This is a genomic window from Mangrovibacillus sp. Mu-81 (genome assembly GCF_036867415.1).
Classification (GTDB): Bacteria; Bacillota; Bacilli; order Bacillales; family Bacillaceae_B; genus Rossellomorea.
Genome location: NZ_JBAJHU010000002.1, coordinates 532,507 through 557,442 on the forward strand (window position 1 = coordinate 532,507; position 24,936 = coordinate 557,442).

At 35.4% G+C, this 24,936-nt stretch carries 20 protein-coding genes; 3 read left to right on the forward strand and 17 right to left on the reverse strand.

What is annotated here, in order from left to right:
- Positions 1-28: 28 nt before the first annotated feature.
- The 14 genes from V6B33_RS06190 to V6B33_RS06255 form a co-directional block, all read right to left on the reverse strand.
- Positions 29-3,451, reverse strand: coding sequence for a M14 family zinc carboxypeptidase (locus V6B33_RS06190; RefSeq protein WP_334216869.1), 3,423 nt, complete (start codon positions 3,449-3,451; stop codon positions 29-31).
- Between the two features lie 143 nt (positions 3,452-3,594).
- On the reverse strand, positions 3,595-4,677 hold the full coding sequence (gene wecB, locus V6B33_RS06195; RefSeq protein ID WP_334216870.1) for a non-hydrolyzing UDP-N-acetylglucosamine 2-epimerase: 1,083 nt from the start codon (positions 4,675-4,677) through the stop codon (positions 3,595-3,597).
- Positions 4,678-4,680: 3 nt separating this feature from the next.
- Complete coding sequence (locus tag V6B33_RS06200) at positions 4,681-5,790, reverse strand: DegT/DnrJ/EryC1/StrS family aminotransferase (RefSeq protein WP_334216871.1); 1,110 nt, start codon at positions 5,788-5,790, stop codon at positions 4,681-4,683.
- A gap of 110 nt (positions 5,791-5,900) precedes the next feature.
- On the reverse strand, positions 5,901-6,992 hold the full coding sequence (locus V6B33_RS06205; protein ID WP_334216872.1) for a glycosyltransferase family 4 protein: 1,092 nt from the start codon (positions 6,990-6,992) through the stop codon (positions 5,901-5,903).
- 34 nt (positions 6,993-7,026) lie between these two features.
- Complete coding sequence (locus V6B33_RS06210; RefSeq protein ID WP_334216873.1) at positions 7,027-7,674, reverse strand: hypothetical protein; 648 nt, start codon at positions 7,672-7,674, stop codon at positions 7,027-7,029.
- A gap of 1 nt (position 7,675) precedes the next feature.
- Positions 7,676-8,833 carry a glycosyltransferase family 4 protein gene (locus V6B33_RS06215; RefSeq protein WP_334216874.1) on the reverse strand — a complete coding sequence of 386 codons (1,158 nt, stop codon included), beginning with the start codon at positions 8,831-8,833 and terminating at the stop codon, positions 7,676-7,678.
- Positions 8,826-10,208, reverse strand: a complete 1,383-nt coding sequence (locus tag V6B33_RS06220; protein ID WP_334216875.1) for an O-antigen polymerase — start codon at positions 10,206-10,208, stop codon at positions 8,826-8,828. The genes V6B33_RS06215 and V6B33_RS06220 overlap by 8 nt, the downstream gene beginning before the upstream one ends.
- Positions 10,209-10,210: 2 nt before the next feature.
- Positions 10,211-11,581 (reverse strand): polysaccharide deacetylase family protein, encoded by a 1,371-nt coding sequence (locus V6B33_RS06225; RefSeq protein ID WP_334216876.1) that lies wholly within the window; start codon positions 11,579-11,581, stop codon positions 10,211-10,213.
- 73 nt (positions 11,582-11,654) lie between these two features.
- Positions 11,655-12,986 (reverse strand): nucleotide sugar dehydrogenase, encoded by a 1,332-nt coding sequence (locus V6B33_RS06230; RefSeq protein ID WP_334216877.1) that lies wholly within the window; start codon positions 12,984-12,986, stop codon positions 11,655-11,657.
- Between the two features lie 10 nt (positions 12,987-12,996).
- Positions 12,997-14,010, reverse strand: a complete 1,014-nt coding sequence (locus V6B33_RS06235; protein WP_334216878.1) for a Gfo/Idh/MocA family protein — start codon at positions 14,008-14,010, stop codon at positions 12,997-12,999.
- 88 nt (positions 14,011-14,098) lie between these two features.
- Entirely contained in the window at positions 14,099-15,052 is a 954-nt protein-coding gene (locus V6B33_RS06240) for a GNAT family N-acetyltransferase (RefSeq protein WP_334216879.1), read from the reverse strand.
- Positions 15,045-16,010 carry a sulfotransferase family protein gene (locus V6B33_RS06245; RefSeq protein ID WP_334216880.1) on the reverse strand — a complete coding sequence of 322 codons (966 nt, stop codon included), beginning with the start codon at positions 16,008-16,010 and terminating at the stop codon, positions 15,045-15,047. Before V6B33_RS06245 ends, V6B33_RS06240 begins: the two co-directional genes overlap by 8 nt.
- Positions 16,003-17,286: a lipopolysaccharide biosynthesis protein gene (locus V6B33_RS06250; protein ID WP_334216881.1), complete on the reverse strand. Its 1,284-nt coding sequence runs from the start codon at positions 17,284-17,286 to the stop codon at positions 16,003-16,005. The genes V6B33_RS06245 and V6B33_RS06250 overlap by 8 nt, the downstream gene beginning before the upstream one ends.
- Positions 17,287-17,404: 118 nt before the next feature.
- Positions 17,405-19,180: an SLC13 family permease gene (locus tag V6B33_RS06255; protein WP_334216882.1), complete on the reverse strand. Its 1,776-nt coding sequence runs from the start codon at positions 19,178-19,180 to the stop codon at positions 17,405-17,407.
- Positions 19,181-19,773: 593 nt separating this feature from the next.
- On the opposite strand from V6B33_RS06255, the gene V6B33_RS06260 reads away from it, so the two are divergent.
- Entirely contained in the window at positions 19,774-20,820 is a 1,047-nt protein-coding gene (locus tag V6B33_RS06260; RefSeq protein ID WP_334216883.1) for a C40 family peptidase, read from the forward strand.
- A gap of 114 nt (positions 20,821-20,934) precedes the next feature.
- Here the strand turns inward: V6B33_RS06260 and V6B33_RS06265 are convergent, their stop codons facing one another.
- On the reverse strand, positions 20,935-21,816 hold the full coding sequence (locus tag V6B33_RS06265) for a helix-turn-helix domain-containing protein (RefSeq protein ID WP_334216884.1): 882 nt from the start codon (positions 21,814-21,816) through the stop codon (positions 20,935-20,937).
- A 198-nt stretch (positions 21,817-22,014) separates the two neighbouring features.
- On the opposite strand from V6B33_RS06265, the gene V6B33_RS06270 reads away from it, so the two are divergent.
- A complete protein-coding gene (locus tag V6B33_RS06270; RefSeq protein ID WP_334216885.1) occupies positions 22,015-22,146 on the forward strand; it encodes a hypothetical protein in 132 nt (43 codons plus the stop codon).
- Positions 22,147-22,361: 215 nt separating this feature from the next.
- Positions 22,362-22,682 carry a hypothetical protein gene (locus tag V6B33_RS06275; protein WP_334216886.1) on the forward strand — a complete coding sequence of 107 codons (321 nt, stop codon included), beginning with the start codon at positions 22,362-22,364 and terminating at the stop codon, positions 22,680-22,682.
- A 48-nt stretch (positions 22,683-22,730) separates the two neighbouring features.
- Here V6B33_RS06275 and hutG read toward each other — a convergent pair whose 3' ends face one another.
- Positions 22,731-23,675, reverse strand: coding sequence for a formimidoylglutamase (hutG, locus tag V6B33_RS06280; protein WP_334216887.1), 945 nt, complete (start codon positions 23,673-23,675; stop codon positions 22,731-22,733).
- On the reverse strand, positions 23,653-24,933 hold the full coding sequence (gene hutI, locus V6B33_RS06285; protein WP_334216888.1) for an imidazolonepropionase: 1,281 nt from the start codon (positions 24,931-24,933) through the stop codon (positions 23,653-23,655). The genes hutG and hutI overlap by 23 nt, the downstream gene beginning before the upstream one ends.
- Positions 24,934-24,936 lie beyond the last annotated feature (3 nt).

Consider the following 24,936-nt stretch of genomic DNA (forward strand, 5'->3'; position numbering starts at 1 on the left):
TATTTAGTAGTATAGCAGTCTTATCTCCCTAACGTTTATTTCGATTTTTATATGCCTCTTGAGCTAACAGTAATCCAACAGCTTTATTTTCTCTCCATATAGTTGGATAATTCCTTAATGGAACTGGCCTTGGACCTACATAAGGGGATACCTCAGGTGTAAACGCCGGCCTTTTGAATTGATCGATGAACCAGTCATCATACGCTCCAATTGGTTCAGGTGACGGAGCAAGTAATCTATAACCCGTTTCATTACTTAACAAATTCGCAATATATTTATTCTTTTCCATTAATTCAGGATCATTTAGCCTATAACTCCAATAAATCATCGCTCCAGACGAGTGATAAGCGACAGCTGTTTTAAAGTCTTTTTTCATTGTGAAATTATAAAGAGCTTTACTTTCCGGTTCACTTAAAGGGCTTGGTCCCTTGTAATCTTGAGGAGAAGGTTTGGTAGCCCCTCTTTTAATTGACCAGCCTGTAGGATACTGACGATTTAGGTCTACCCCTCTTACATTCGCTTTCCAGGAAGAGAAATCTCTGCTCCCTCCATTAAGCTTTAGAACATATTCTGGATTTTTTGCACTGCCCGCCCCTAATTGATTTAATGTAACACCATCAGGATTAACCATAGGCACAAACCACAGTGATGTTGAATTCAATACATTTCTGACATTATACCCGTCAAACGTTTGATCTTTCATATAATGCATTGCATATTGGTCAATCATTTCCATCAATATGTTGGTTGTTATATGTTCTCTAGCGTGATGAGAACCATTTATCATTATTTCTGTCTTGCCTGTCCCTAGCTTCAACGCATATATATTACGTTTATCAACCGAATTCCCAATTACTTCTTTTCGTAAAATATCTGAATATTGCAGCACAAGGTTGTTAATATCTTTCTGCATTTCTTTATAAGTATATACTTGGTTTGGATTCACCAAATCTTTGATTATTCTATCTGAGTATTCTTCCTTTATATAACCAATCCTGCCCAAGAAATCTACTTTTAGCCAGCTACCTATATCCCCTACTATCGGGAAATTCTCCCCGTTATAAATTGATCCAAACTGGACAAGTTTTCCAGAAGTGTTATCATATACGGCTATATTTTTATTAACCTTTACGTTTATTATCCCTTTGGACGTATAAGGACTTTTATTTTTATAAGCTGGGGATAACGCAGGTTCAGTAAAATCTTCATTTATATAAGCAACAGTATTCCCGAAATCTACTTGATGCCAATCACCATAATCCTGAATTCTTGAATAAACCTGATTTTCATCTACCGCTCCAGCTCTTATTAACTTGCCATCCTGTTTGATATACAGTGCAGTTCTGGTTGTTGGTTGAAAATATTTAATATCATCTGTGAATACTTTCTTAACATCTGATTCTCTTATATATCCTATTCTTCCTAATACATCTACTCTCAGCCAAGCTCCAATGTCGCTAATAATCGGATACTTAATTCCTGCGTATAAACTACCAAATTGAATTAGTTTACCAGAGGTATTATCATACACTGCAATATTTTTATCAGGAGTAACGTTTAACACAGAATTTTTCAAGTTGCTATTAAGATTTTTTACTGAGCCTGCATTAAAAATAGCTTGTGTGTATTTCTCTTTAACATAACCAAAATCATCACCGAATCTCACTTGATGCCAATCACCGTAATCAACTACTCTAGGGTAGATTTCTCCCGTCTCAACAGCTCCAGCTCTTTCTAAGCTTCCATTTACTTTTATATAAATAGCTGTGCGTTCAACTGGACTAAAAAATTTAGTCTGTTCATTCAATATTTGTTTTACGTCAGATTCCCTTATGTACCCTACTCTTCCTGATAAATCGATTCTAAACCAATCACCTATATCAGATATAATAGAATACTCAATACCTTCATATATCGAAGCATATTGTTTTAATTTCCCACTACTATTATCGTAAACAGCTATGTTTTTATTCGGAATTACTCTATTAATTGAATCTGAGTAATTTTTATTCAGATTATTTATCTCTGATGAATCAAGTATAGGTATGGTATATTTTTCTTTTACAAAGCCTGTTATACCGCCAAACTTAATCTGATGCCAATCCCCATAGTCACTTATTCGAGGGTATACTTCTCCTTCTTCTACAGCACCTGCCCTAACTAATTTTCCATTTTCTTTAATATAAATGGCTGTCCTGGTTGTTGGTTTGAAGAAGTTAATATGTGATGGAAAAGACACTTCTACATCCGACTTTTCAACGTAGCCCATTCTTCCTGCAAAATTTATTAATAGCCATCCATTAGTTTCTGAGTCTATCATATATTTTGTGTTTTCTAAAATTCTTCCTAATACTTCAGAAGAGGTGCTTGCCTCACCATATACTCTAATATTTTGTGGTGTAGAAAAAGTTCTTTTCTGTCCATTATATGAATCATTAATCTTAGACTTTTCTACCTCTTCAAATGTAGCAGGAACAGTATAACTCTTATTAATATAAGCGGTGGTGCTTCCAAATCTTACTTCGTGCCAATCCCCATAATCAGATAATCTCTTAAAGATTTTTCCTTTTTCTAATGATCCTTTGTTTAATAGTTTCCCATCTACTTTTATGTAAACAGCTGTTCTTGTCGATACTTTAAATAAGTTATTTGAGAAATCATACGCTTTCTGAGTTTTACTGATCTCTGCATCCTGACTTGCATCCGAGCCAGTGTCTGGTACATTTTCCTCTTGGATAGTATCATTCTTTACACCTTCACCAGCGGTTTCATCCACTTCTTCACTGTTGCTATCTACTAAAATCTCACTATTTCCTGTTGATTCTTCAGGGGAATGGTCACCTAAAGGGTTGGTATTATTAGCAGGTTCATCTAAATCAGTGGAAGTCGTTTGTTCTCCAGGGGTATCATTGTTATCCCCAGCAGCATCTGTTTCTTTAGAGATCGTTTCTTGTTGTTCATCAATAGTATTCCTATTAATACTATCTTTTTCTAAATAAAATCTCTTATTACCGATAATTGTGGAATAAGTTGTTTCATTTATACTTTTTAGATAGTATGCGTTCTTGTATATAACCCCTGATAGTTTAGAAGTTTCCTTGTCAGAATAAATATTCAACGATCCATCTTTCGGCAGAAAGATAATTGATTCCCCTATTTCTTCCGAAGTTCCAAGAATGTCGTTGTTTTCTTCTCGTTCTAGATTTTCAATAGAAATAAAAGCTGTTGAATGATTAAATTGGATTTCTGCTCTTTGGTCATTTATGTTTTTCACTTCTACAACAGTACCAGTATACAATTGACCCAATTCTTCTCCGTTTAGATTCTCTATGATTGAATCTGTAACTAAGCGATAGTTTTTGTTACTACTAACGTTTTCTTGCGAGTAAGCACTGGTAGAATAAAGAAGTATAAACAATAATGCCATAAACATTGTTGTGACTTTTCTCATTTAAGTTTAAATCTTTCCTTTCTATTTTTGTGATTTCTTATATGTCAATATTCCTCGTGACTTCTATATTATAACAAATTTTTACAAATTCCGGACAAAAAAATGGCAAGTAAAGAAATTAATACCTCTTTACTTGCCATAAGCTAAATTTCATTTAAATAATCAACCATAGTTCTAACCATTTTCTTCCCTGCTTGGCCATCTCCATACAAATTATCTATATAATTTTCAGGAGAGAAAGTTTTAATCACTTTCTTTAAATCCGTCTTAATGGGATCAACCAATACATTCCATCCCGCTTCGACAGTCTCTACCCATTCTGTTTCATTTCTTAATGTTATGCAAGGCACTTGCATGAAGTAAGCTTCTTTCTGAACTCCACCTGAATCAGTTACTATATAATTCGCATTTTTCTCAAGATAAAGCATCTCCAAATATGACAATGGGTCTAATAATAAAATGTTTTGGGCTTCTTCAACTTCCCTCAGCAGCCCGATGTCTGTCAACTTCTTTTTAGTTCTTGGGTGTAATGGCAGAAGAACTTTTTGCTCAATAGACATTAGCGCTTTAAAAATTGCAGCCAGCCTCTCATTGTCGTCAGTGTTCTCAGCCCTATGAATAGTAGATAATATAAATTCTTTCGGCTTAAGTCCATGTTCTTCTAAGTTAAAACTATCTTTTGATAGTTTTCCATTGAATAGAACTGCATCATACATAATATCCCCTACATTGTACACTCCACGAGTGATTCCTTCTTTACGCAAATTTCCCACAGAAAGGGTAGTCGGGGAGAAGAGCAAACTAGATAAGTGATCTGTTAATACTCTATTGATCTCTTCGGGCATTAAACGATTAAAGCTTCTTAATCCTGCTTCGACGTGAAAAATAGGTATATGAAGTTTTGAGGCCGCTAAAGCACCCGCCGTCGTGGAGTTTGTGTCTCCATACACTAAAACACCATCCGGTTTTTCTTTCATTAACACTTCTTCAATAAGGGCTAACATTTCACCGGTCTGCTTACCATGACTTCCAGATCCAACTTCCAGGTTATAATCTGGAAGTGGAATCTTCAGCTCTTCAAAGAAAACCGAAGACATATTGTGGTCATAGTGCTGCCCTGTATTTATTAGAATTTCATTAAATTGATTTCTTAATTCTCTTGAAACTGCGGCTGCCTTAACAAACTGAGGTCGAGTTCCAATAACTGTGACAATTTTTTTCACCATTTATCAACCTTTAGCATAAAATTCTTTTATTTTATTTACTACATATTCTTGTTGTTCTCTCTTTAATTCAGGGAACATTGGTAAAGATAAAGCTTCTTTACAAGCTTCTTCCGTAACAGGTAAATCCCCTTCTTTATATCCCAGTTCACCAAAGACTGGTTGAAGGTGTAATGGCATTGGGTAATAAATCATTGTAGCAATTCCGTTTTCCTTAAGAAACTCCTGTAGTTCATCTCTTTTATTCACTCTAAGTGTATATTGATGGAAAACATGGTAACTATTCTCAGCAATATACGGTGTTTTCACTTCATCTACTGTCTTAAGTAGTTCAGAGTAATAATTAGCATTTTCTCTTCTCATTTCTGTCCATTCGCTTAAGTATTTCACTTTAATGTTTAAGACAGCCGCATGTAATTCATCCAATCGACTGTTATATCCTAATACATGATGGTAGTATTTCGGTTTACTTCCATGAACTCTCAGGACTTTTAATTTTTCTGCGATTCCTTCATCATTCGTGACTACCATTCCGCCGTCACCATAAGCACCTAGGTTTTTAGTAGGAAAGAAGCTATATGTAGCTGTCGTACCAAATTGCCCTACACCTATATTATTAAGTTTTGATCCGATAGCTTGAGCAGCATCTTCCACTACAGCCAAGTTTTTCTCTTTTGCAATGGCACTGATTTCTTCCATATCTGCCATTTGACCGTATAAATGGACTGGAATAATTGCTTTTGTTTTTTCGGTAATAGCTTTTCTGATCGAATCCGGATCAATATTGAACGTTTTAGGGTCAATATCCGCAAAAACCGGAACAGCACCAATTCGAGCTACTGCCCCTCCTGTTGCGAAGAAAGTGAATGCCGGTACAATAACCTCATCTCCAGGTTCTACACCACAAGCCAATAAAGATAGATGTAACGCATCACTACCATTTGCCACTCCTACACCAAAACCAATATCACTCATATTTGAAACCGTTTCTTCAAGTTGTTTTACATTGCTTCCTAAGATGAAATGTGCATTACTCATTACATCTTCCATAGATGCGTTTACTTCTTCCTTAATACTTTGATATTGTTCAGTTAAATCTAACATAGGTACTTTCATGTGACATCCTCTTTTCTAATAATATTTATCTCAATTTATTGTTTTAGTTTCAAAGAATATAATAACTTCTTGTTATTTAATGTTCAACTTAGTGAGCTCCTAGCTGATTCTTATAAGTTCTCGTAAGCTTGAAATAATATTTGCTCTTCAATATTCCAATTATATTTGGTTTCAATTGCTTTTCTGGCATTTCTTCCAAATTCTTCAGAAACATTTGGATTGATCAAAATTTCATCCATTGCAGCAGCAATCTCTTGTGGCTTTAAAGGGTCTACACAGATACCACAGTCATTGGTTTCTATTATTTCCCTCCACAAGGGGAAATTTGAGGCAATTACCGGAATACCAGCTGACATATATTCAAACATCTTATTCGGTTGAGCATTAATATGATTTGGTTCTGGGTGATATAAAACTAACCCGGCATAACTGCTTGCTAATAAGTTGCTTACTTCCTGTCTGTTCATAAATCCATTATATTGTATTTTACTCCAACCTTTTAAACATTTCATATTCTCCAATACACTTTGTTTGGAGAATTTCCCAGCTAGAGTTAGTTTGCCTGCAGATGAAACTTCGATTGCTTCAACCATTTGTTGAATACCTCTAATTTCATTTATCCCACCAACAAATGAGAAGGTATCTTTGGCGATTTTGTTATTTGATGGGGAATGTAACTCATTTAAAAGTGGATAATTATTGACATTGTATACACGTGCATGGACAGTATCAAAACGCTTCTTTATATGCGATGTAGCTGTTATCAAAGTATCAAATCTTTTTGCACAGTAATCTTCAAAGACCTCAAATGCTTTAGATACCAATGACCTTATATAATTTGGGATCCACTTTTTAGATAATATTTGCCTAGGTACATCTTCATGTATGTCGTATATCACTTTTTTTCCTTTCCGTTTAAGGAGCAATCCAAATAATAACATTTCCGGATCGTGTAAGTGATATACATCAGCATCGATCTCTAGAGCTTTTTTATAAACTAGTGGTGGTACCTTTAATAAACGTTCGAATCGAGAGCTTGGTATGAAGTCTAACCCGACTAACTGCACACCCTCGATATTAGCAAATGGAGCATTAGGCGCTATCAATGTGGCATCATATTTCTTTGCTAAGGAGGTGCATTCCTTCAGAAATATCCTTGTGTCATTATGTTGATGTGACGAGCTAATGTGACATACTTTCATAGTAGTAGTATTCCCCTTATATTGAAAAACTTGATTATCTTTTTAGTGAAATAACTCTCAACGTGACAAAAGCAAATAAGATGATTGCAAAAGTAGAGATTGCTGCGATAATAGCACTATTTTTAGAAGATGGATATACTTCAGTAATGGTTACATCTCCTAATACACTGGCTTTTTCCCAAAGTGCTACATCCTGTTTCAAGTCAAATAAGAACTTTTCAACCTCGTATTGATCTTCCGCGGCTGCCGTATCTTTCATTTCTAATCTTTCAATTGTTTCATAATTGATTTTCAGTAGATCTTCTGAAATAACATTACTTTCCTTTACATACTCACTTACTAATGAATTCAGTGTGTTACTAAGCTCATTTTTGTTTTCATGAGTTAATGTAAGAAGAACATATTCATTTTTGGGTTGGAATGATAATTCTGAAGTTAATTTCTCCTCTTCAATTTTAACTCCACTCTTCTGTAAAAATTCCGGATTAAGAATTCTATTTTTAAAGTACGCTGTTGAAGAGTATTGATCGTCATTAAAATTCCCCAGATTTACCTTGATTGTTCCTTTGTAAGTAATTGGTTTGCTTTCTTCTTGAAAAAATGCAAAGGTTGCCACAATAATCGGCAGTACTATTAGAGTGATTAAGAAAATAATAGTGCTCTTCTTTGAAATCTTCATCATTTCACACCTTGCTTCTTTTAGTTAAATGGTTATAAACTTTCATAAGTTTTCGTTCTTGCAATTCCCAATTGTAATCACGCGAAATTTTTTTCGAATTACTAGAAAGCTCAGCAAGATCAGAAGAAGATATTCTTTTAAGTCCTTCAACAATATCTTCCTCTTTAAAGCTTTCAACTACAATTCCCGCATTATATTTCGTAACTATCTTTTTCATTTCAGGAAGGTTACTCACTAGCAATGGCACCCCGGCCATTGCATACTCAAACATCTTATTTGGTAGACAGTAATAATAATTCAAACAGCTATCTTCAATAAGAGATATTCCTATATCAGCTGAACTCGTATATTCCATGATTTGATTGGGGGGCACTGCATCCAAATAATATATACCCTGATTTTCTAACATTTCATGTTTTACTTTCTCTACCATTGCACCCATACCCATAAACACTATTACTAAATCCTCAGGTGCTATTTTCTTATAGGCACTAATTAATATATCAATACCTCTTCCTTCCGAAATAGCTCCTTGATACAGGGCAATTTTACTACTTTCAGATATATTAAATATCTCTCTAAACTTATTTGTCTTCTCTACTTCCTTTAAGTTTGGAGTATTTAAAACTAAAACTGGCTGTGGAATACTATATATACGACTATACTCTTTAGCTATACCCTCACTAACAGTAATTACACTATCTACTTTTTTTATTAAAGATTTCTCTGTAATAAACGTCAAATATTTTCTAATTTTTTTCCCTTTTAATTTCTGGGTTTCAATTTGGTATTCATGCGCATCATAAACGATTTTTATATTTTTTTTAGGATATACCTTTTTTAAAAGGACCGCTACAGGTAATGGTGAAATGTCATTACAATGAACAATATCTATGTCTTTATACCTTTTAATGATCTGGTAAACCAATTCAAAATATTTTATCACTTGAAAAGGTAACGACTTTGGTAATTTTCTCGAAGCTAGTTTTACCCTGTGAACGGAAATATTTGTTGAATATTCTTCGTACTCTTCTAATCCACTTTCATGGAGAGCTACAACTTTTACGTTATAACCTGACTTCTCCAATGTAAAACACTCTTTAAGAACACGCGAGTCATTTTTGAAATTATTAAATACAAGCATCAAAACTGTCTTATTCATGTTTTAATTCCTTTTCAAAAAAGTTTCTTACTTTAAAATCCATATTAAATATGATTGTCCTAATTGATTGCCTATTTAGAGTAAGGATATACCCTGCCCCAAATAACATCGTAATTAGAACCAAATCTATATCAAGAAAGATTGTACTAAAACTAGTAAATACCAGGTCTTTAAAATATAAAATTATCCAAGTTGAATAAGCAATTGTTAAAGCATTGAGTTCAAGTTTCGACAATACAATATGGCAGAGATATAATATCATTCCTAAAGCCAATGAAGAGATTATTACGCCCCCTAATCCAAAGTTAGCATACATTTCTCCCCAATACACAGTAGGCGCTGATGCTACAACCCCGGTATTTTCAACCGTGGGGTTCATATACTTTGCTACTTCCCTCGTAATACTTACTGGCTCCCAAGGGAATATACCCATTGGATTTGGGAATGACTGTCCCAACATGAATTCTCTTTTTTCCGGGAATAACTCAAGGTAAAAATAAGCTGGTGAAATTTGTCCGGTAAATGCTCTGCTTAAAAAAGCTTGTACCACATCTCCTATTGGTCTATTGCTTAGTCCCATTATATATTTATACATTAATATTAATGTTACGAAAACAAAGCTAAATATTCCCAATATATATTTTAAATTCAGTGTTTTTCTTGTCATAATCAAATATACAATGATCATGCCTATGATATACCATATTAAAGGACCCTTTTGTGTAGTCATTATAGAAGTAAAAAGTCTTACACTAAAAGTAGCAGCAAAAAATAGTATATTATATAACGACCTGTTTTTATAAACCATTACAAATGCATAGTAACTGATTAATGTTAATACCTCGGCATACACTAATCTATACCAATGAAGTTTACCATCAAACCCGTTTGTAGCGAGACTTCTATATTTGGCGACATCACTCGCACTTGCCCCTAATAATTCCTCTATAATCGGTATTCGTGGTATTTTAGATAAGTAAACAGCAAGAACCAGAATAACACCGATAAAAAGAATTCCCATAAAAATTTTCAAACGAAGATTTTCTTTAGTGTCTGGAGTTACCTCTTCATCTTCTACTTTAAAAAACTGTATCTTTGATAATAAAAAAATAATGAAAACAATTATAAGCAATCCTAAACTTGATAGTATCCATAAATAAAATATTTTCTCTTGATTATTGATACCTATGGTATATCGATAATCATTCCAAAAAAAGAACAACGGGAGGATCCCAATATACGCAAAGCATAAATAAGCCCATAAAAAAATACTTGGGATTGATGGCTTAAGAAGTTTTATATTGCTTTTGTACAATAAAAATAAGCAGAAAGAAGGGATTATTAAAAATCCAATGACAAAGACTAACGAATACATACTTACCCCCCGTTACTTCGAGTATTCTTAGATTTACTTAAGATTACTTTATAGATTCTAGTGAAATTCAAAACTTGGTTATGGAAGATCGAATTGTGAAAAAGAACTGTAAAATCCATATTATATTTTTGGGAAACTGAAATTAAACTTTCTATTTTTTCAATCGACAGATTTGTATCAATATCAGGCTGGTAAGAAGGAAGGTGATTTGCGTCCATAAATATTAATGGTCGTTCTTTTAAATTAAGCTTTTTCCTATTAATTACGTCAAAAAGTGTATACTCGTCTCCTGTTCCACACCGAAAACCTTCTTTTTCAGCATAATTCAAAGTCGAGTCTACTTTCATCTCATTTTTTTCCAAAATTGCCCAAGTGTTTTTCACAGAAAACCTTAGATAATGCTGTCTTCCTTCGTCTATCGATAAACTTGTAGAATCTTTCAGTCTTTTCAGTTCTAAAGACCATGTTTCCAAATCATTGAAAGTATTATAACTTGGGTGAAAACCAACAATATGTTTTCTTTTAACAATTTCATGTATGATTTTTTTAAATTTTTCAGTTCTTATATTATAATTAGTATCAAAATTTGTATTACCACCAGACATAAAGTAAAAATGAGATTTCTCGCCAATATCCTCTGCCAATCCCATAATCCATGAAAAATTATTATAGGGATCTTTTTTTACTTTTAGCTTCGTCAAAAAGTAATCGAGTAGATTAACTACTCCATTTTGATACTGCTTTTTTTTCAATATTAATGATAAAGAAGACACAATAGCTTTTTTGGGAGAACCCCATTTTTCAATGTGATCAATATCATGAGTTAGGTACAGCTTATAAGATTTATCTTTTCTCCCAATTGCTGGATTTAAACTTTTTAACACGTTAAATAAAAATTCTACATATTCATTAACTACAGGTCTGTGAAGGAAATTGTTTTTATATGAAACACTATTAGCAGCCTTTACTCTTCCATGTTTATCTAAATCTTCATCAAATATTTCTTCCCACCTGGTTAACATAAAAAATATGGAGGAAAAAACATCCACATGACACACTATTTTTTGTTCATTTTCTTTAATTACTTTAGGTTCACCGTAAAGTACAGGTAAATCATCCTCCGGAATATATTGCAAATGGGCAAAATTCACTTGTGGTAAATATTTTTCATTAATATAATTATCATTTTCATTAAGTTTCGTAAAGAAACCATCTTTAATAACTAGCGTTTTATTCCCATCTAGTGTTATTTTATAGTCGACTTCTTTGGAAATCTCAACTTCATAGGGAATGCCTAAAAAATCATTAAATACTACATCTACTGCATACTTTCTTTCAGGAATGAAATTATTGGGTATTGATATCTTTAACATATGTTCACCTTCTAAGGTTACAGATAAAGATGCGATAAGTTAAAATCGCATCTTTTTCTAATCTGCCAATTATTTATAGCTTGTAGTATTTGCCAGTAACTTCGTTAAGGTGTTTACTAAGGGCATTCCGTGTGTCAAAGATCACAGGTGCTTTTTTAGCGATAAGACTGTAATCAAAATCGGAATGATCTGTAGTCAATACAACAATATCTGCTTCTTCTAATAAATCTTGAGAAAGGCTATATGTCTCCACAACACTATTTGAGTGTTTAAAAGTAGTTACATAAGGATCAGAAACTTTCCAATCAGCACCTGCTTTATCAAGTTCTTTCATTATTTCAAGAACAGGAGATTCTCTGACATCATCAATGTCTTTTTTATATGCAACTCCTAATAATAATACTTTCGAGCCATTAAGAGACTTTTTCTCTGTATTCAAAATCTTCATCATGCGTTCAACTACAAACTCAGGCATGGTGTTGTTAATTTCCCCGGCCAATTCAATTAGACGAGTATGATAATTAAATTCTCTTGCTTTCCACGTTAAATAAAATGGATCGATTGGAATGCAATGACCGCCTAAGCCTGGACCAGGGTAGAAAGCCATAAATCCATAAGGCTTAGTCTTAGCTGCATCAATCACTTCCCATACATCTATCCCCATCTTATTGCATAAGATGGCCATTTCATTTGCAAGAGCAATATTAATATGTCTGAACGTGTTTTCGTATATTTTTTCCATTTCAGCTATAGCTGGACTACTTACTTCATGTACATCACCTTCTAGTACTTTTCTATAAAGTGCAGCTGCTATTTCAGTACATTCTTCTGTAATACCACCCACTACTTTGGGTGTGTTTTTTGTATTGAACTGCTTGTTTCCTGGATCTACTCTTTCAGGAGAATAAGCAACAAAGAATTCCTTACCGCATGATAAACCTGACTTCTCTAATAAAGGCTTAACTATTTCTTCTGTAGTACCTGGGTATGTTGTACTCTCTAAAACAACTAACATCCCCTCATGGAGATATTTGGAAATTTCAGCAGTTGATTTTTCCACATACGATGTATCAGGCTGCATATATGAATCTAATGGTGTAGGGACACAAATAGCAACTGCGTCCACTTCTGAAATTTTCGCATAATCTGTAGTGGCAGTCAGTTGTCCCTTTTTCACCATTTCTGTTAATTCTTCATCGATTATATCGCCAATATAGTTTTCACCATTATTGACTTGATTAACTCTTTCCTTTTGAACGTCAAACCCTATAACTTTATATCCTGATTTCGCTTTTTCTACTGCCAGAGGGAGGCCTACATACCCTAACCCTACAACAGCGATTACTGCTTCTTTATCGTTTATTTTATTATATAATTCATTAAAGATTGGACTATTTTTTTCCATGTTTACACCTCTATGTTAGCCTAACAGGCTTATTTAATTCCGCAGAATTGTATAAAGATATTACTAATTCTAATGCTTTTTTACCATCTTCTCCGGTGACAACAGGAGCTCTATCGTTTTGAACTGCCTCAATCATATCCTCAATAATACACTGGTGACCAGGTTTTCCGATAGGATCTTGTTCAATTTCACCAATTAGTTGTTTTACATCGTCTTCAGAGTAACCCTCTACATTTAAGTGCTGGATTAAACTGGCAGTAGTACCGCCAATTTTTATTGTTCCAGATTCCCCAAATATACTTAGTGTTTCTTCCAAATTCTTAGGGTAAACAGTTGTCGCAGCTTCTACCACTCCTAAGGAGCCATCTTTAAATTTCACTACGCCCGTAGAAACATCCTCCGCTTCAATATTTCTAAATCTTGTAGCTGCCATACTAAATACTTCTTCAGCATCACCCATCATCCATAACAAGAGATCCAGGTTATGAATCGCTTGATTCATTAATACACCACCGTCTAGAGACTTAGTTCCTCTCCAAGGTGCCTGATCATAGTATGCTTGATTTCGATTCCATCTCACTGTAGCGTTCCCGTGGCTTAACTTACCAAAGAAACCATTGTTAATTAAATGCTTTAGTTTGACCATAGCAGGTCTAAATCGATTAGGGTGAACTACAGATAATTTGACATTATTTTGTTTACAAGCATCAATCATTTTATCTGTATCCTCAATTGTTAATGCAATAGGCTTTTCAACTATTATATGTTTTTTTGCCTCTGCAATCTTTATTGTCAAGTTTGCGTGAAAACCGCTTGGTGTACAAATATTTACGACGTCTATATCATTATTCAGTAAAAGATCATCTAAATTTATATAAGGAACTGCTTTGTATTTATCAATAAAATCAGTCATTTTGGACTCGTCTGTATCACACACAGCTACTAAATTTGCTCCTGCAGCGTTTAAAATTGCTTCTGCATGTTTATGTGCTATATGTCCACAACCTACAATAGCAAAATTCATATTTGATGCTCCCTTGTTTTGTTTTTTACCATTTAAATGCTAACCTTGTCGACACAATTTGTCAATAAAACTTAAGAGTACAAATTTGTTACTTTTTCAATACACTCTGTAACGATTCTTTCATTTTTAAAACTTTAGAGTTTTTTTTGGTTATTTGATGAAAAGGAACCTGTGCTGCACCCATGGAAGCAAAGAACCTTTCTATGGGTTCGATCATGCTTCCTTCAAAATCAAAACTATTTGAAACTGAAGCTGAGAATTGTATTGCCTCCCAAATTAATAAAGACATCGCGTTGCTGCTCCTTAATTCTGGATCACTCCCACTCATTATATAGTAAGCACTATTTTCGTCCCAAACTAAATATAATGCACTGTGAATCCTTCCATCATTATCCTTTGCGATTAAAATTTTTCTACTATTCTTTTCTTTGCAAGCTGAATCAAGTCTCTTTAGATAGTCAAGGTTATATGGGATGTTAATATTTTGCCTTTCAAAGGTTAATTTATTTATACTATAGAAAAGCTCGATATCTTCTGTCTCTTCTACTCTAACTAGTTCATTCGCCTTTTTAATATCACGTCTCATACTATCTTTAAAATATTTAAAGACAGCATCTAAATCACTTAAATCCTCAATTCTATAAGTATACCTTGTCGTTTGCTCAAACTCCTCCCAATAAAAAGGGAGCCAATTTGTTATTGAGTGATGGAAGTTTTGTTTGAAATAGTCGAATTTAGGGAGCTGTTTAATTAGTTTTTTCATAACCTCTCTTTCAAAAGAAAGTTTTTTTACATATTTTTGCTTAGGTGGGTATTTCATCCACACTCCTAAAGTTTGAGTCAATTTAGGCATCATAATATAAGTCATATTTTTACGTTTTTCTAAATAATAAGGAAGAGAGGCAACAATTTGGCCTCCTTTTTCAACAAGAACTACATCCCAATTATCACCACATACCGCATCTAACCACCAACTCCGGGAAAATAACGGAATGGTTTTATCTTCTAAACATAACTTTTTATAGCGTTCTTTATTAGTCATTTTCAAAACTCCAATCCAACTCATTGATATAATTCTTTAGTAATTGTATGTCTTTTTCAGAAATTGTTTGCTTTTCACTAAAGTTAATATCATTATTCAAAGCATTTTCACGAAACTTGGCATTATTTCCCAATAGAGTTCGCGCTTCACTAATAATTTGATCAGGACTTTGACAAAGATCTCTGTACTTAACTATCAAAATATTCTCTTTTTTGAATAACTTTAAATCATTATAAATCTGTTTTTCAAGGTAATAAATTTGTTTAACTATTTGCTCATGTATACATAGATTTTGTAATTCCTGGTAATTACGAGGTTTAACTGACCACCAAGTGTTTTCATCAATATTAAGTTTTTTTCTTGCTTTGAAAATAGATTGAGCTGTATATAAAGGATCTCTTCTAACAAAAATAAACTTTGCATTAGGAGCAACTTCTTTCAATAGTCTTAGTCTTTGGCCAGCATTAAGATTTTTAAATACAATAGGTTTTTTATATTTATTGATAACTGAATAAATTTCGTTTCTTATGTTATTTACCACTTCTTGATTAACCTCATCGGTGTCAACAAAGTGTTTCTCTTTCGGTAAATACCTATACCAAAATCCTCCTGATTCACTCGGTGCATTCAACCCACAATTAAAAGTGTTTCCGAAATTGGATTTAAAACAGTTATGCGGAAGATCTTTATGCAATTTATTACTAAGCCAAAAACCAAAATAAGGTGAATCGTTAAATAAATCAACCAAGTTACTTATATATTTTACGTCCAGCTGATTAGTAATCGTCTGATATAAAACTGTAGAACCAGTTCGTGGTGCACCAATAATAAAAAGAGGGTGTAAATGTTTCTCCTCTTTTGATATTCTTTTTATAAAAGTCTTTTCCAAAATCGATGTAATTGGGGATGTTAGCCTGCTGATCCGACTAATTAGTTTTATTTTCTCGATATTATCCATTTATTTCACCCTCTAAATCTTTCCCATAGCTGTGTTTTTTTATTTTATAAAAAAAGTAAATATAATAAAACGATAACACTATAGAATAAGTAAGAAATAATACTTCCGGTTCTAATCTGAAATATTTTGCTAGTCCGAATATCACTAAAGTCAATGCAAGTAGTCCAACTTGCCACAAAAGCCCAAATTTATTCTTTTTAAACAAGGGATTTGTTATTGATAATGGAGTTACAACGAACCTCAAAAAGAATAATGGCATTAATAATTGAGCATAGTTCCCAGCTTTCGCCCATTCGGTCCCAAATATTAGAGTAACGATATCATCAATGAAGAAAAACAGAAATGTAAAGGAAGGAAGCGAAATAATCAATAACTTTTTTAAAGTGGAATTGAAAGTGAGTTTCGCATTCCCTGTTTTTCTTTTTTCTTCTGCCGCTTTCTGAAAATAAACTTGTCCAATGGAGCTCCCGACCAATCTGATAGGTGTCCCAAGTATCCTCTGTATTAAGGAAAAATACCCTAGTATTGTTAGAGAATAGAGAGAGGAAATAAAAATGCTTGTAATGTTTTGGGACAGCGTGTTTGAAAGTCCTCCCCACATAGTAAATGTTGGGTATTCTTTGTACTCTTTAGCAAGTCTTTTCATCTCTTTAATGTTGACTACCTTCAATATATTATTCTTCCTGAGAATATTTTTAAGTAATCTTGTATTCCCTGTAATATTGGATAGTATTTGGCCTAAAATAAGACCAAGTTCACCTGGCTTTAAGAAACCAATTGAAAGTTGAACAACCCCTGTTACAACTGACTTATAAATATTTGCTCTTGAAATATCTTTATAGTTTTTAAAACGGGTATTTAAATAATTTAGCATATTAAACAGGCCTACTAACAAAACCACTCCAGGAGCAACATACAACCAAGTAGAAATTTGCTCGTTTCCTAATATATAGACTAAATAGTCATGCAAAAACAGTACTATTAAAAGTAATGAAAAACTGAATAATGCCGCTATTATTAATGAAAGTGATGCAATGTTTATTGCATCCTCGTCTTCTGCTGGCAAAACAATCGCTAACTCATACTTGGCATTTGCAATGCTCCCGAAAATTGTGATGATTGAGACAAACAGAGCATAAACACCAAAATCCTCAGGTGAATAGATTCTGGTAAGGATAGGTGAAATGATAAGGGGTATCGCTTGAGCAATCGTAGTGCCTGATAGCAAAGTTATTACGTTTTTATTAAAATCATTTGAAAGAATCCGTTTCCACATATTTTTCTCCTTGCTTTTAGCGTGTAGATAGTTTTTGCATCCTATATATCTTAGCATATTGGTTTTTATAGTGTATTTTACTCAAGTTTATCTCTCGCAAGAGAACTTATTAAAATCCTTATAACCATACGAAGTAGATAATAAATAGACTAACCAACATCACAATTATATTCAACGGAATCCCTACCCTTAAATAATCTATAAACTTGTATCCTCCGGGTCCATACACTATTAGGTTTGTTTGATATCCTATAGGGGTAGAAAACCCAGCTGACGCAGCAATAGTAATTGCCACAGCAAAAGCCATCGGTTCCACCTGATTCTGTTGAGAAATTTCAATAGCTATTGGAAACATTAATACAGCCGCAGCGCTATTTGAGATGATCTCAGTAAATATATTGGTGATAACATAAATAATCACCAATAGTCCGAAAGTACCTAGTGGTTTCGCCATAGAAGTAAGTAATCCCGCAAGCCACGAAGCTGTACCACTCTCAATTAAAGCTGCGCCGATTCCAAACGCACTCGCTATCAAGAGGAGAACGTTGAATTGAATAGAATGCTTTGCCTCCTCAGGTGTTATAATTTTTGTTAAAAACAGAATTAGAACCATTAATACCATTGCTTTAAACATTGAGATTACATTGAAAGTCACTAGAGTAACCATTGCTAACAAAGTGAAAATAGAGAACCACCCCTTTGCTTGGTTCTCTAATTGGGGGGGGTTGTTTATTAAGGTGACGACAAAGAAATCAGTTGTTGCATCAGCACGTTTTCTAAAGTCGCTACCTCCCAAAATAAGTAAGTGATCCCCTGGTTTTAATATTATTTCACCTATTTTACTTTCAATTCTTTCATTTTTTCTATGGACTGCAATAATACTGGCATCATAGTTACTCCGGAAATTTGAGTCGTTAATTCTTTTGTGTAATAGGCTGGATTGATCCGAAATCACAGCCTCTACAAGTTTGATATTTCTATCTTTTAAGTTGTTAAGGTTCAGTTCTGACCCTGTTTCTATATGGAGACCTTTCATTGTCTGTAATTCAGCAATAGTAGTTAACAACCCAGTAAAAATTAATTTATCACCTTGAAGTATTTTAGTCGATGATTTAACAGGTGAAATTACTTCATTGTTTCTTATAATTTGGACTAAGAATAGACCTTTTAAGTTTCTTAGGCCCGCCACTTCAATTGATTGGTTTTCAAACGGAAAATCTTCTAATACGATAACTTCAGCTAAATATTCTTTTGCTCTCTCCTGTACGGTTTCAGTTAAGTTTTTATAATCAGGTAACAATTTATACCCTATGGTGGTGATATACAAAATCCCTATCATAGTGATCGGTATTCCAATTATACAAAGTTCGAAAAAAGAATAACCTTTAAAACCCGCATCTTTTAAAAGACCATGAACTACTAAATTTGTGGACGTTCCAATCAATGTAATCGTCCCACCCAAGATGGTGGCATATGATAGAGGGATTAACACCTTTGATGCTGAAACTCCATTATCTTGACACCACTTTCTTAAAATTGGTGTTAACGTAACTACAATAGGAGTATTATTCATAAAACCTGAAAAAATAGCTATGGGTGTTAATATTTTGGCCAATAACCATTTACTACCAGTTTGTCGGTCCAAAAGATTGATTATTAATCTTTCTGCAATACCACTTTTCTGAATTGCGCCAGCAACTATAAATAACAATGCAATTGTTAGCATACCTTCATTTGAAAAGCCACTTAGAGCGTCTTCGACGGAAATTACATTAGTAATTAAAAACATAGCCAGTGTTATAAAAACTAATATATCTGGTCGTATCCATTCTCTTATTAATCCTATCATCATAATAATAATAGAAATCAAAACAAATCCAATTTCTATAGTCACGAGATTCTTTGTCCCCTTACTCCAGAGTTCATAATATTTGTTAAAAGTGAGCCAGATAGATCCTTAACTAAAACAATGTCTAAAAGATGCTTATAGACACGATTAACCTGTTTTTACGTAATAGATTTAACAATATATCTACATTTATTAATAATTGTCTTATATAACCCTTATTAACACAAAGTCTTGCAAAGTTGATTTTCTCTTTATATTTAACACTTAAGTTTTTCGAAAGTTTAAACTTTGTCTCGTTTATTCCCTTTACAAGGATAATAATAACTATTCATACATTCAAGTTAAATTAGTGTTACATCACCACAATAACTTTTCTAAGGATTTAATTAAACAGTTTGGTAGTCTATTTGATTATAATAAATAGTAGATTGTCTCATTAATATTGATTTGGTTTTATTCAAAAGCTGTTCCTTATAAATAAGGACTAGTAATTAATATAATTATAGTTTCATACCAAAATTTCGACCCTTTCAGGATAAAAGACCTGCAATATACCCGAAAATTCTCCCGCTTTACACGTAATATATGGTAAAATGACAGGAAAATATACCAAAAAAGTACATAAAAGGAGAAAACTCGTGAAAAAAACAATTGTGTCTTTTGCAACTACTGCTGTCCTGTCGACCACTTTCGTCTCAACTGTTGCCGCGAATACTTATAAGGTTGAATCTGGTGACTCTCTTTGGTCTATTGCTAAGAAATACGAATTAACCGTTGCCAATTTAAAACAGGTAAACAAGCTAAAGTCTGATGTGATATATCCAAATCAAGTGCTGAAGTTAGCAGCTGTATCGGATAACTCTCCTTCAGCACCTCCTAAGACCGGATCAGTTAAATCCTACACAGTGAAGTCCGGGGATACTCTTATCGCCATAGCTAATGCACATTCTATCACTTTGGGAGAATTGAAAAATTGGAATAATATAAACAGTTATTTAATTTATCCAGGTCAGAAATTAACGGTTTCTAATGGCGCAACGGAAGCACCGCAGGAAGAGGCAGCTCCTAATCCGGCTCCCGTCAAACCGCCGGCAAATCCAGGGATTGGTTCATACACTGTCAATTCAGGTGATACCCTCTCGCATATAAGCCTTAAACATAAGGTCAGCGTAGCAGAAATCAAGAAACTCAATAACCTTAAAAGTGATATGATCTATGTTGGACAAAGTTTGAAGCTGGAAACGTCACAAGCCGTTCAGCCATCCCAACCTTCTACGCCAGCAAAGCCGGCTCCAGAAGCAGACAACAGTGTCTCTTTCAATGCAGACCAGCTCATTTCTCAGGCTAAAGCTCAGCTTGGCAAGCCTTATGTGTGGGGAGGCTCAACTACTGCAGGATTCGACTGCAGCGGATTCATCCACTATGCATTCAATAAATCCGGGGTCAGTATCCTCCGAACTTCAAGCGAAGGATATTATAACCGTTCATTCTATGTTAACAAACCATCCGTTGGCGATCTTGTCTTTTTTGAAAATACATACAAAAAGGGTATTTCGCATTTAGGAATCTATGTTGGTGATAATAAATTCATCCACGCAGGCGATAACGGTGTAGAGATCACCAGCCTGGACAATTCTTATTGGAAATCAAAGTTTGATGGATTTAAAAGATTTTATGAATTGTAATAGAATATTACTGCCGAGAAAACATATAGATAGTTCTGGTCATGTCAGAGGCCACAAAAGTTTATATAACTAAGTAAAAGTCAGGTACTCGCTTAATTGGGAGTACCTGACTTTTTAAGTTAAAGCGCTCAATTCTATAATTCTATTTTTTATAAACCCTATATGCATATTGTCCTGTTGAAGTTCGAATACTATGATAGCCTTTTCCATATACTCTTTTGCTAGTTGTGGTTTATTCAGAAGCTCCAGGTTATATCCAGTGTGGTAATGAAGTTCTCCTAAAAGATAAATGCTATCTTTATGAAGACACCATTTAATAGCATCTTCACAATACTTATTTGATTCATCAATTCTATTTAGCCGGGTTAATACTCTGGCAATATTATAGTAAAGACGGGTTTTAATAGTATAGTCATTAAGGTGAGGCAACAGCTCCATGTGACCTTTTATTTCCTCAAAGACTTCGAGAGCTTTTCCTATGTCTTCTTTAAAATAAATTGTTCCGAGCGCAAGAAGGATTTCCAATTCTCTTTCCAACATTATTTTTCCCTTAAGATGAGTTAAATGAATTGCTTTTTTTAGGGTCTCAACCGATTTCTCCAAATCTCTTTGTACTTCATATAAATATATTCCTTTATGCCAAAGCAACAGCTGTAGATTTTTATTATTCTGCATAAATAAAGGATTATTAATTTCAGCTCTTACAATATCCATCATTTCTTCGTATCGAACACTTCTTCTTAAGATCTGAAGTTGCTGAAACACTTCCTGAACATAATCCAGGCGCGGGGTCATCCCGATATCGAAAAAGTAATTAACATCCACTCCAAGCTTCTGAGAAATTTGATACAATGTAGATGCATAGGGGAAAACATCGCCTTTTTCAATTTTACTTATCTGTGCTTGAGTACATATACCATGGGCAAGCTCTTCCTGAGAAAGACCACTGGTTTTTCTCAGTTCTTTAATTTTTTTTCCCACTGCTGTAAAATCCATAAAAACCTCTCCTAAATATGCCTAGAGTTATATTTTTTAAAGAAATCAGATGAAAAAACTATCAATAGTCTTGAAAATTAGGTAATTTGGCATCATACACCAAATGTATCTTACTTGCATTTGTGTTTTAATAATTATAACAGATATTTCTTTAATTTTATCGAATATTCACTTGAAGAAGAAAGGGAGGAAAGTCCTATGAAAAGACGTTTTCTTACAGTTCTGACCGCTTCAGTGCTACTTCTTGGTGTTGCAGGATTTGCTACTAGCAATAAGGAAACTGCAAGTGTACAAATTCAAAAAGTAGAACTACCTACAAACGTATATTAATGCATAATTTAAAAGCTTCCAACAGTTGGTTGGAAAGCTTTTTTTATTGTAGTCAATTATTCTTACAGGAATATGCCTATAATTATGAAAAACAAGAAAAGAAAACGTTTTGCTGCTTATTTTGATTTATTTAGCTCTTAAAACATAAATAAGCCAAAATACACTGTAAAAAGAACTGTGATAGTATAAAAGTACAATAACAGAAAGGGGGCTTCATGATGAAAGAACTCAACATGAAAGTAAATCCTCTATATTCCGAGGTAGATTTGTCGATCCAGTTCCATTTCGAATTTGTTCAAGGTGAAAGCAAGGTCGGGGAAGCACTGGTTTCTACCTACTCGATCCAGGAAAGTAATGAAGCATCGCGTCAATCGAAATCTGCAAGCTTTGCGAAACCCCAAAAATGTGCGGTGATTGATCGCTTCGAAGTGATCAATGATACGGAAAAGGCATGCATGAAGAAACTCCGTCACTTCCTCCAAGTTATCGGCATGAAAGAAGTACACTCAGGCTACAACTTATATAGAGAAGCATAAATTAAAATGCCCGTCCCGCAGCTTAAATTACTGCGGGACGGGCATTGTTTAATTGATCAGGCTGTTGATGACGAGCAGACTGGCAATCCTGCTCGTCATATCCCTGATATCGAGTGTAGGGTCGATCTCAACGATATCCATTGTTTGAACTTTCTGGTGCCGGATGGCTGTTTGCACCGCTTCGGCGAGCGTGTCAGGGTCCATCCCGCCTGGTCCGATCGCTGGGCAGCCCGGTGCGAACGCCTGGTCAAGCACATCCATGTCGACGGATAAGTAGATGGTGTCCACTTTATTATCTTCCAGCTGTATGAGGGCTGATTGAATCAGTTCTGTGATTTCGCGTTGTCTGACGTCCTTCATGGTATAGACGGTCACACCATTTTCGATGGCGTAATCGTGATAGGCTTTGGCATTGGCATAGTTGCGGATGCCGATCTGGATCAGATGCTCTCCTTTCAAATGCCCTTCTTCAATCAATCTCCTGAATGGTGTGCCGTTGGTCGGACCGCCATCTTCAGTGTTTCTGAGGTCATGGTGGGCGTCAAGCTGGATGATGCCGACTGTTCCCTTGGTTTCTTTGATCGCTTTCACGGTTGATGTGGTGATGGAGTGATCGCCGCCCAGAATGACGGTGAATGGCGCTGCTTGGGTTTCTGTGACTTCTTTAGTAGCTTGATAGATTCGCTGGTGACATTCTTCTATTGATGTTGGGTGCATCGTAATATCACCGAAATCGATCATTCTTTTGCTGCTGATGTCGGTTTCTTCTTCGATATTGTACGTTGTGAGGGAGCTCAGGCATCTTCTGATCGCGTCGGGCGCAAAGCTCGCCCCGGAGTGTGAGATCGATGGCTTTGAAAGGGGAGCGCCCAGGATGGCGATGTCCCCTTTCATGCCTTCGGTGTACGGCGTCAACAGTTCGGCCGCTTTGGTCGTATACCGGTCCTTGAACTGGGCTTTCCCTGCCGGCTTAATGTGTTGAAATGTGCTCATGCAGCTTCTCCTTGCGGTAGATGATCCGTCCGTTTTTGAAGACGGTATTCGTGTGATTCACTCCGTAATGATATGGGACATAATGATAGTTCGGTGCATCCCAGAGGACGATGTCGGCTTTGCGGCCTTTCGCCAGTTTCCCTGCCTGTTCTCCCCGGTTGATGGCGTATGCAGAGTTGACCGTGACGGCATTCCAGATTTCTTCCGGTGTCATCTTTAATTGCAGGGATGCAAGGTTCATGATGAACTGCAGATTCTCGGTCGGCGAGCTTCCCGGGTTGAAGTCGGTTGAAAGTGCGACTGCCGCTCCCGCTTCGAGCATTCCCCTGGCGTTTGCAAATTTTCCTTTGTTCAAGTAGAAAGATGTGCCCGGCAGGAGGACTGCGATGGTATCTGTTGCTCCAAGTGCCTGGATACCTTTATCAGATGCACCCACGAGGTGGTCTCCGCTCGTCGCTCCGATCTCAGTGGCCATTTCCGTTCCGCCGAGCGGATCGATTTCATCCGCATGGATTTTTACGGAGAAGCCCTTTTCTTTTGCTGCTTTTAAAAATTGTCGGGACTGCTCGACAGTGAAAACCCCGGTTTCACAGAAAATGTCGACGAATTCTGCCAGATTTTCTTTTTCGATGTCTGTCAGCAGGTCGAGCATTTCATCCAGGAATTCGCCAGAGCGCTCCTTGAATTCCGGCGGGATCGCGTGCGCTCCCAGGAATGTGGAAACAAGGTCCGCTGCGTGTTCTTCATTCAGTCTCTTCGCCACCCTTAGCTGCTTCAGTTCCGTTTCTTTATCTAATCCGTAACCGCTTTTCGCTTCGACGGTTGTGGCTCCGTACGAAATCATTCTGTCTAAGTGGAAACGGGCTTTGTTGAAGAGTTCACTTTCTGATGCTTCACGGGTAGCCCCAACTGTCGAAAGGATCCCGCCGCCGCGCTTCAGGATTTCGAGGTATGGAACTCCCTGCTGCTTCAGCGCCATTTCGTGTTCACGCGAGCCGCCGAATACAAGGTGGGTATGCGGGTCGACGAGACCTGGCGTCACAAGCTTCCCTTCGGCGTCGATCCGTTCGGTTGATTTATGTGCCTGTGCTTCTTCATGCGTGCCGATCCACTCAATGAGGCCGTCCTTGATGCCGATGGCGGCATTACCGTGGACAGGCAGTTCACTCATTTCTTTTCCTTTCAGCGGTCCGCTTCCGTGATCCATGGTGAGAAGCTGGCCGATGTTTTCAATGATTGTGTCGAATTGTTTGGTCATCTC

What these genes read in the sequence shown, in the direction of transcription:
- V6B33_RS06235 (WP_334216878.1), bottom strand. Translation starts at nt 14,010, where the DNA reads ATGAATTTTGCTATTGTAGGTTGTGGACATATAGCACATAAACATGCA.
- V6B33_RS06200 (WP_334216871.1), bottom strand. Translation starts at nt 5,790, where the DNA reads ATGAAAGTACCTATGTTAGATTTAACTGAACAATATCAAAGTATTAAG.
- V6B33_RS06225 (WP_334216876.1), bottom strand. Translation starts at nt 11,581, where the DNA reads ATGTTAAAGATATCAATACCCAATAATTTCATTCCTGAAAGAAAGTAT.
- V6B33_RS06245 (WP_334216880.1), bottom strand. Translation starts at nt 16,010, where the DNA reads ATGGATAATATCGAGAAAATAAAACTAATTAGTCGGATCAGCAGGCTA.
- hutG (WP_334216887.1), bottom strand. Translation starts at nt 23,675, where the DNA reads ATGAGCACATTTCAACACATTAAGCCGGCAGGGAAAGCCCAGTTCAAG.
- V6B33_RS06210 (WP_334216873.1), bottom strand. Translation starts at nt 7,674, where the DNA reads ATGATGAAGATTTCAAAGAAGAGCACTATTATTTTCTTAATCACTCTA.
- V6B33_RS06270 (WP_334216885.1), top strand. Translation starts at nt 22,015, where the DNA reads ATGAAAAGACGTTTTCTTACAGTTCTGACCGCTTCAGTGCTACTTCTT.
- wecB (WP_334216870.1), bottom strand. Translation starts at nt 4,677, where the DNA reads ATGGTGAAAAAAATTGTCACAGTTATTGGAACTCGACCTCAGTTTGTT.
- V6B33_RS06265 (WP_334216884.1), bottom strand. Translation starts at nt 21,816, where the DNA reads ATGGATTTTACAGCAGTGGGAAAAAAAATTAAAGAACTGAGAAAAACC.
- V6B33_RS06220 (WP_334216875.1), bottom strand. Translation starts at nt 10,208, where the DNA reads ATGTATTCGTTAGTCTTTGTCATTGGATTTTTAATAATCCCTTCTTTC.
- V6B33_RS06205 (WP_334216872.1), bottom strand. Translation starts at nt 6,992, where the DNA reads ATGAAAGTATGTCACATTAGCTCGTCACATCAACATAATGACACAAGG.
- V6B33_RS06215 (WP_334216874.1), bottom strand. Translation starts at nt 8,833, where the DNA reads ATGAATAAGACAGTTTTGATGCTTGTATTTAATAATTTCAAAAATGAC.
- V6B33_RS06240 (WP_334216879.1), bottom strand. Translation starts at nt 15,052, where the DNA reads ATGACTAATAAAGAACGCTATAAAAAGTTATGTTTAGAAGATAAAACC.
- V6B33_RS06275 (WP_334216886.1), top strand. Translation starts at nt 22,362, where the DNA reads ATGATGAAAGAACTCAACATGAAAGTAAATCCTCTATATTCCGAGGTA.
- V6B33_RS06230 (WP_334216877.1), bottom strand. Translation starts at nt 12,986, where the DNA reads ATGGAAAAAAATAGTCCAATCTTTAATGAATTATATAATAAAATAAAC.
- V6B33_RS06190 (WP_334216869.1), bottom strand. Translation starts at nt 3,451, where the DNA reads ATGAGAAAAGTCACAACAATGTTTATGGCATTATTGTTTATACTTCTT.
- hutI (WP_334216888.1), bottom strand. Translation starts at nt 24,933, where the DNA reads ATGACCAAACAATTCGACACAATCATTGAAAACATCGGCCAGCTTCTC.
- V6B33_RS06250 (WP_334216881.1), bottom strand. Translation starts at nt 17,286, where the DNA reads ATGTGGAAACGGATTCTTTCAAATGATTTTAATAAAAACGTAATAACT.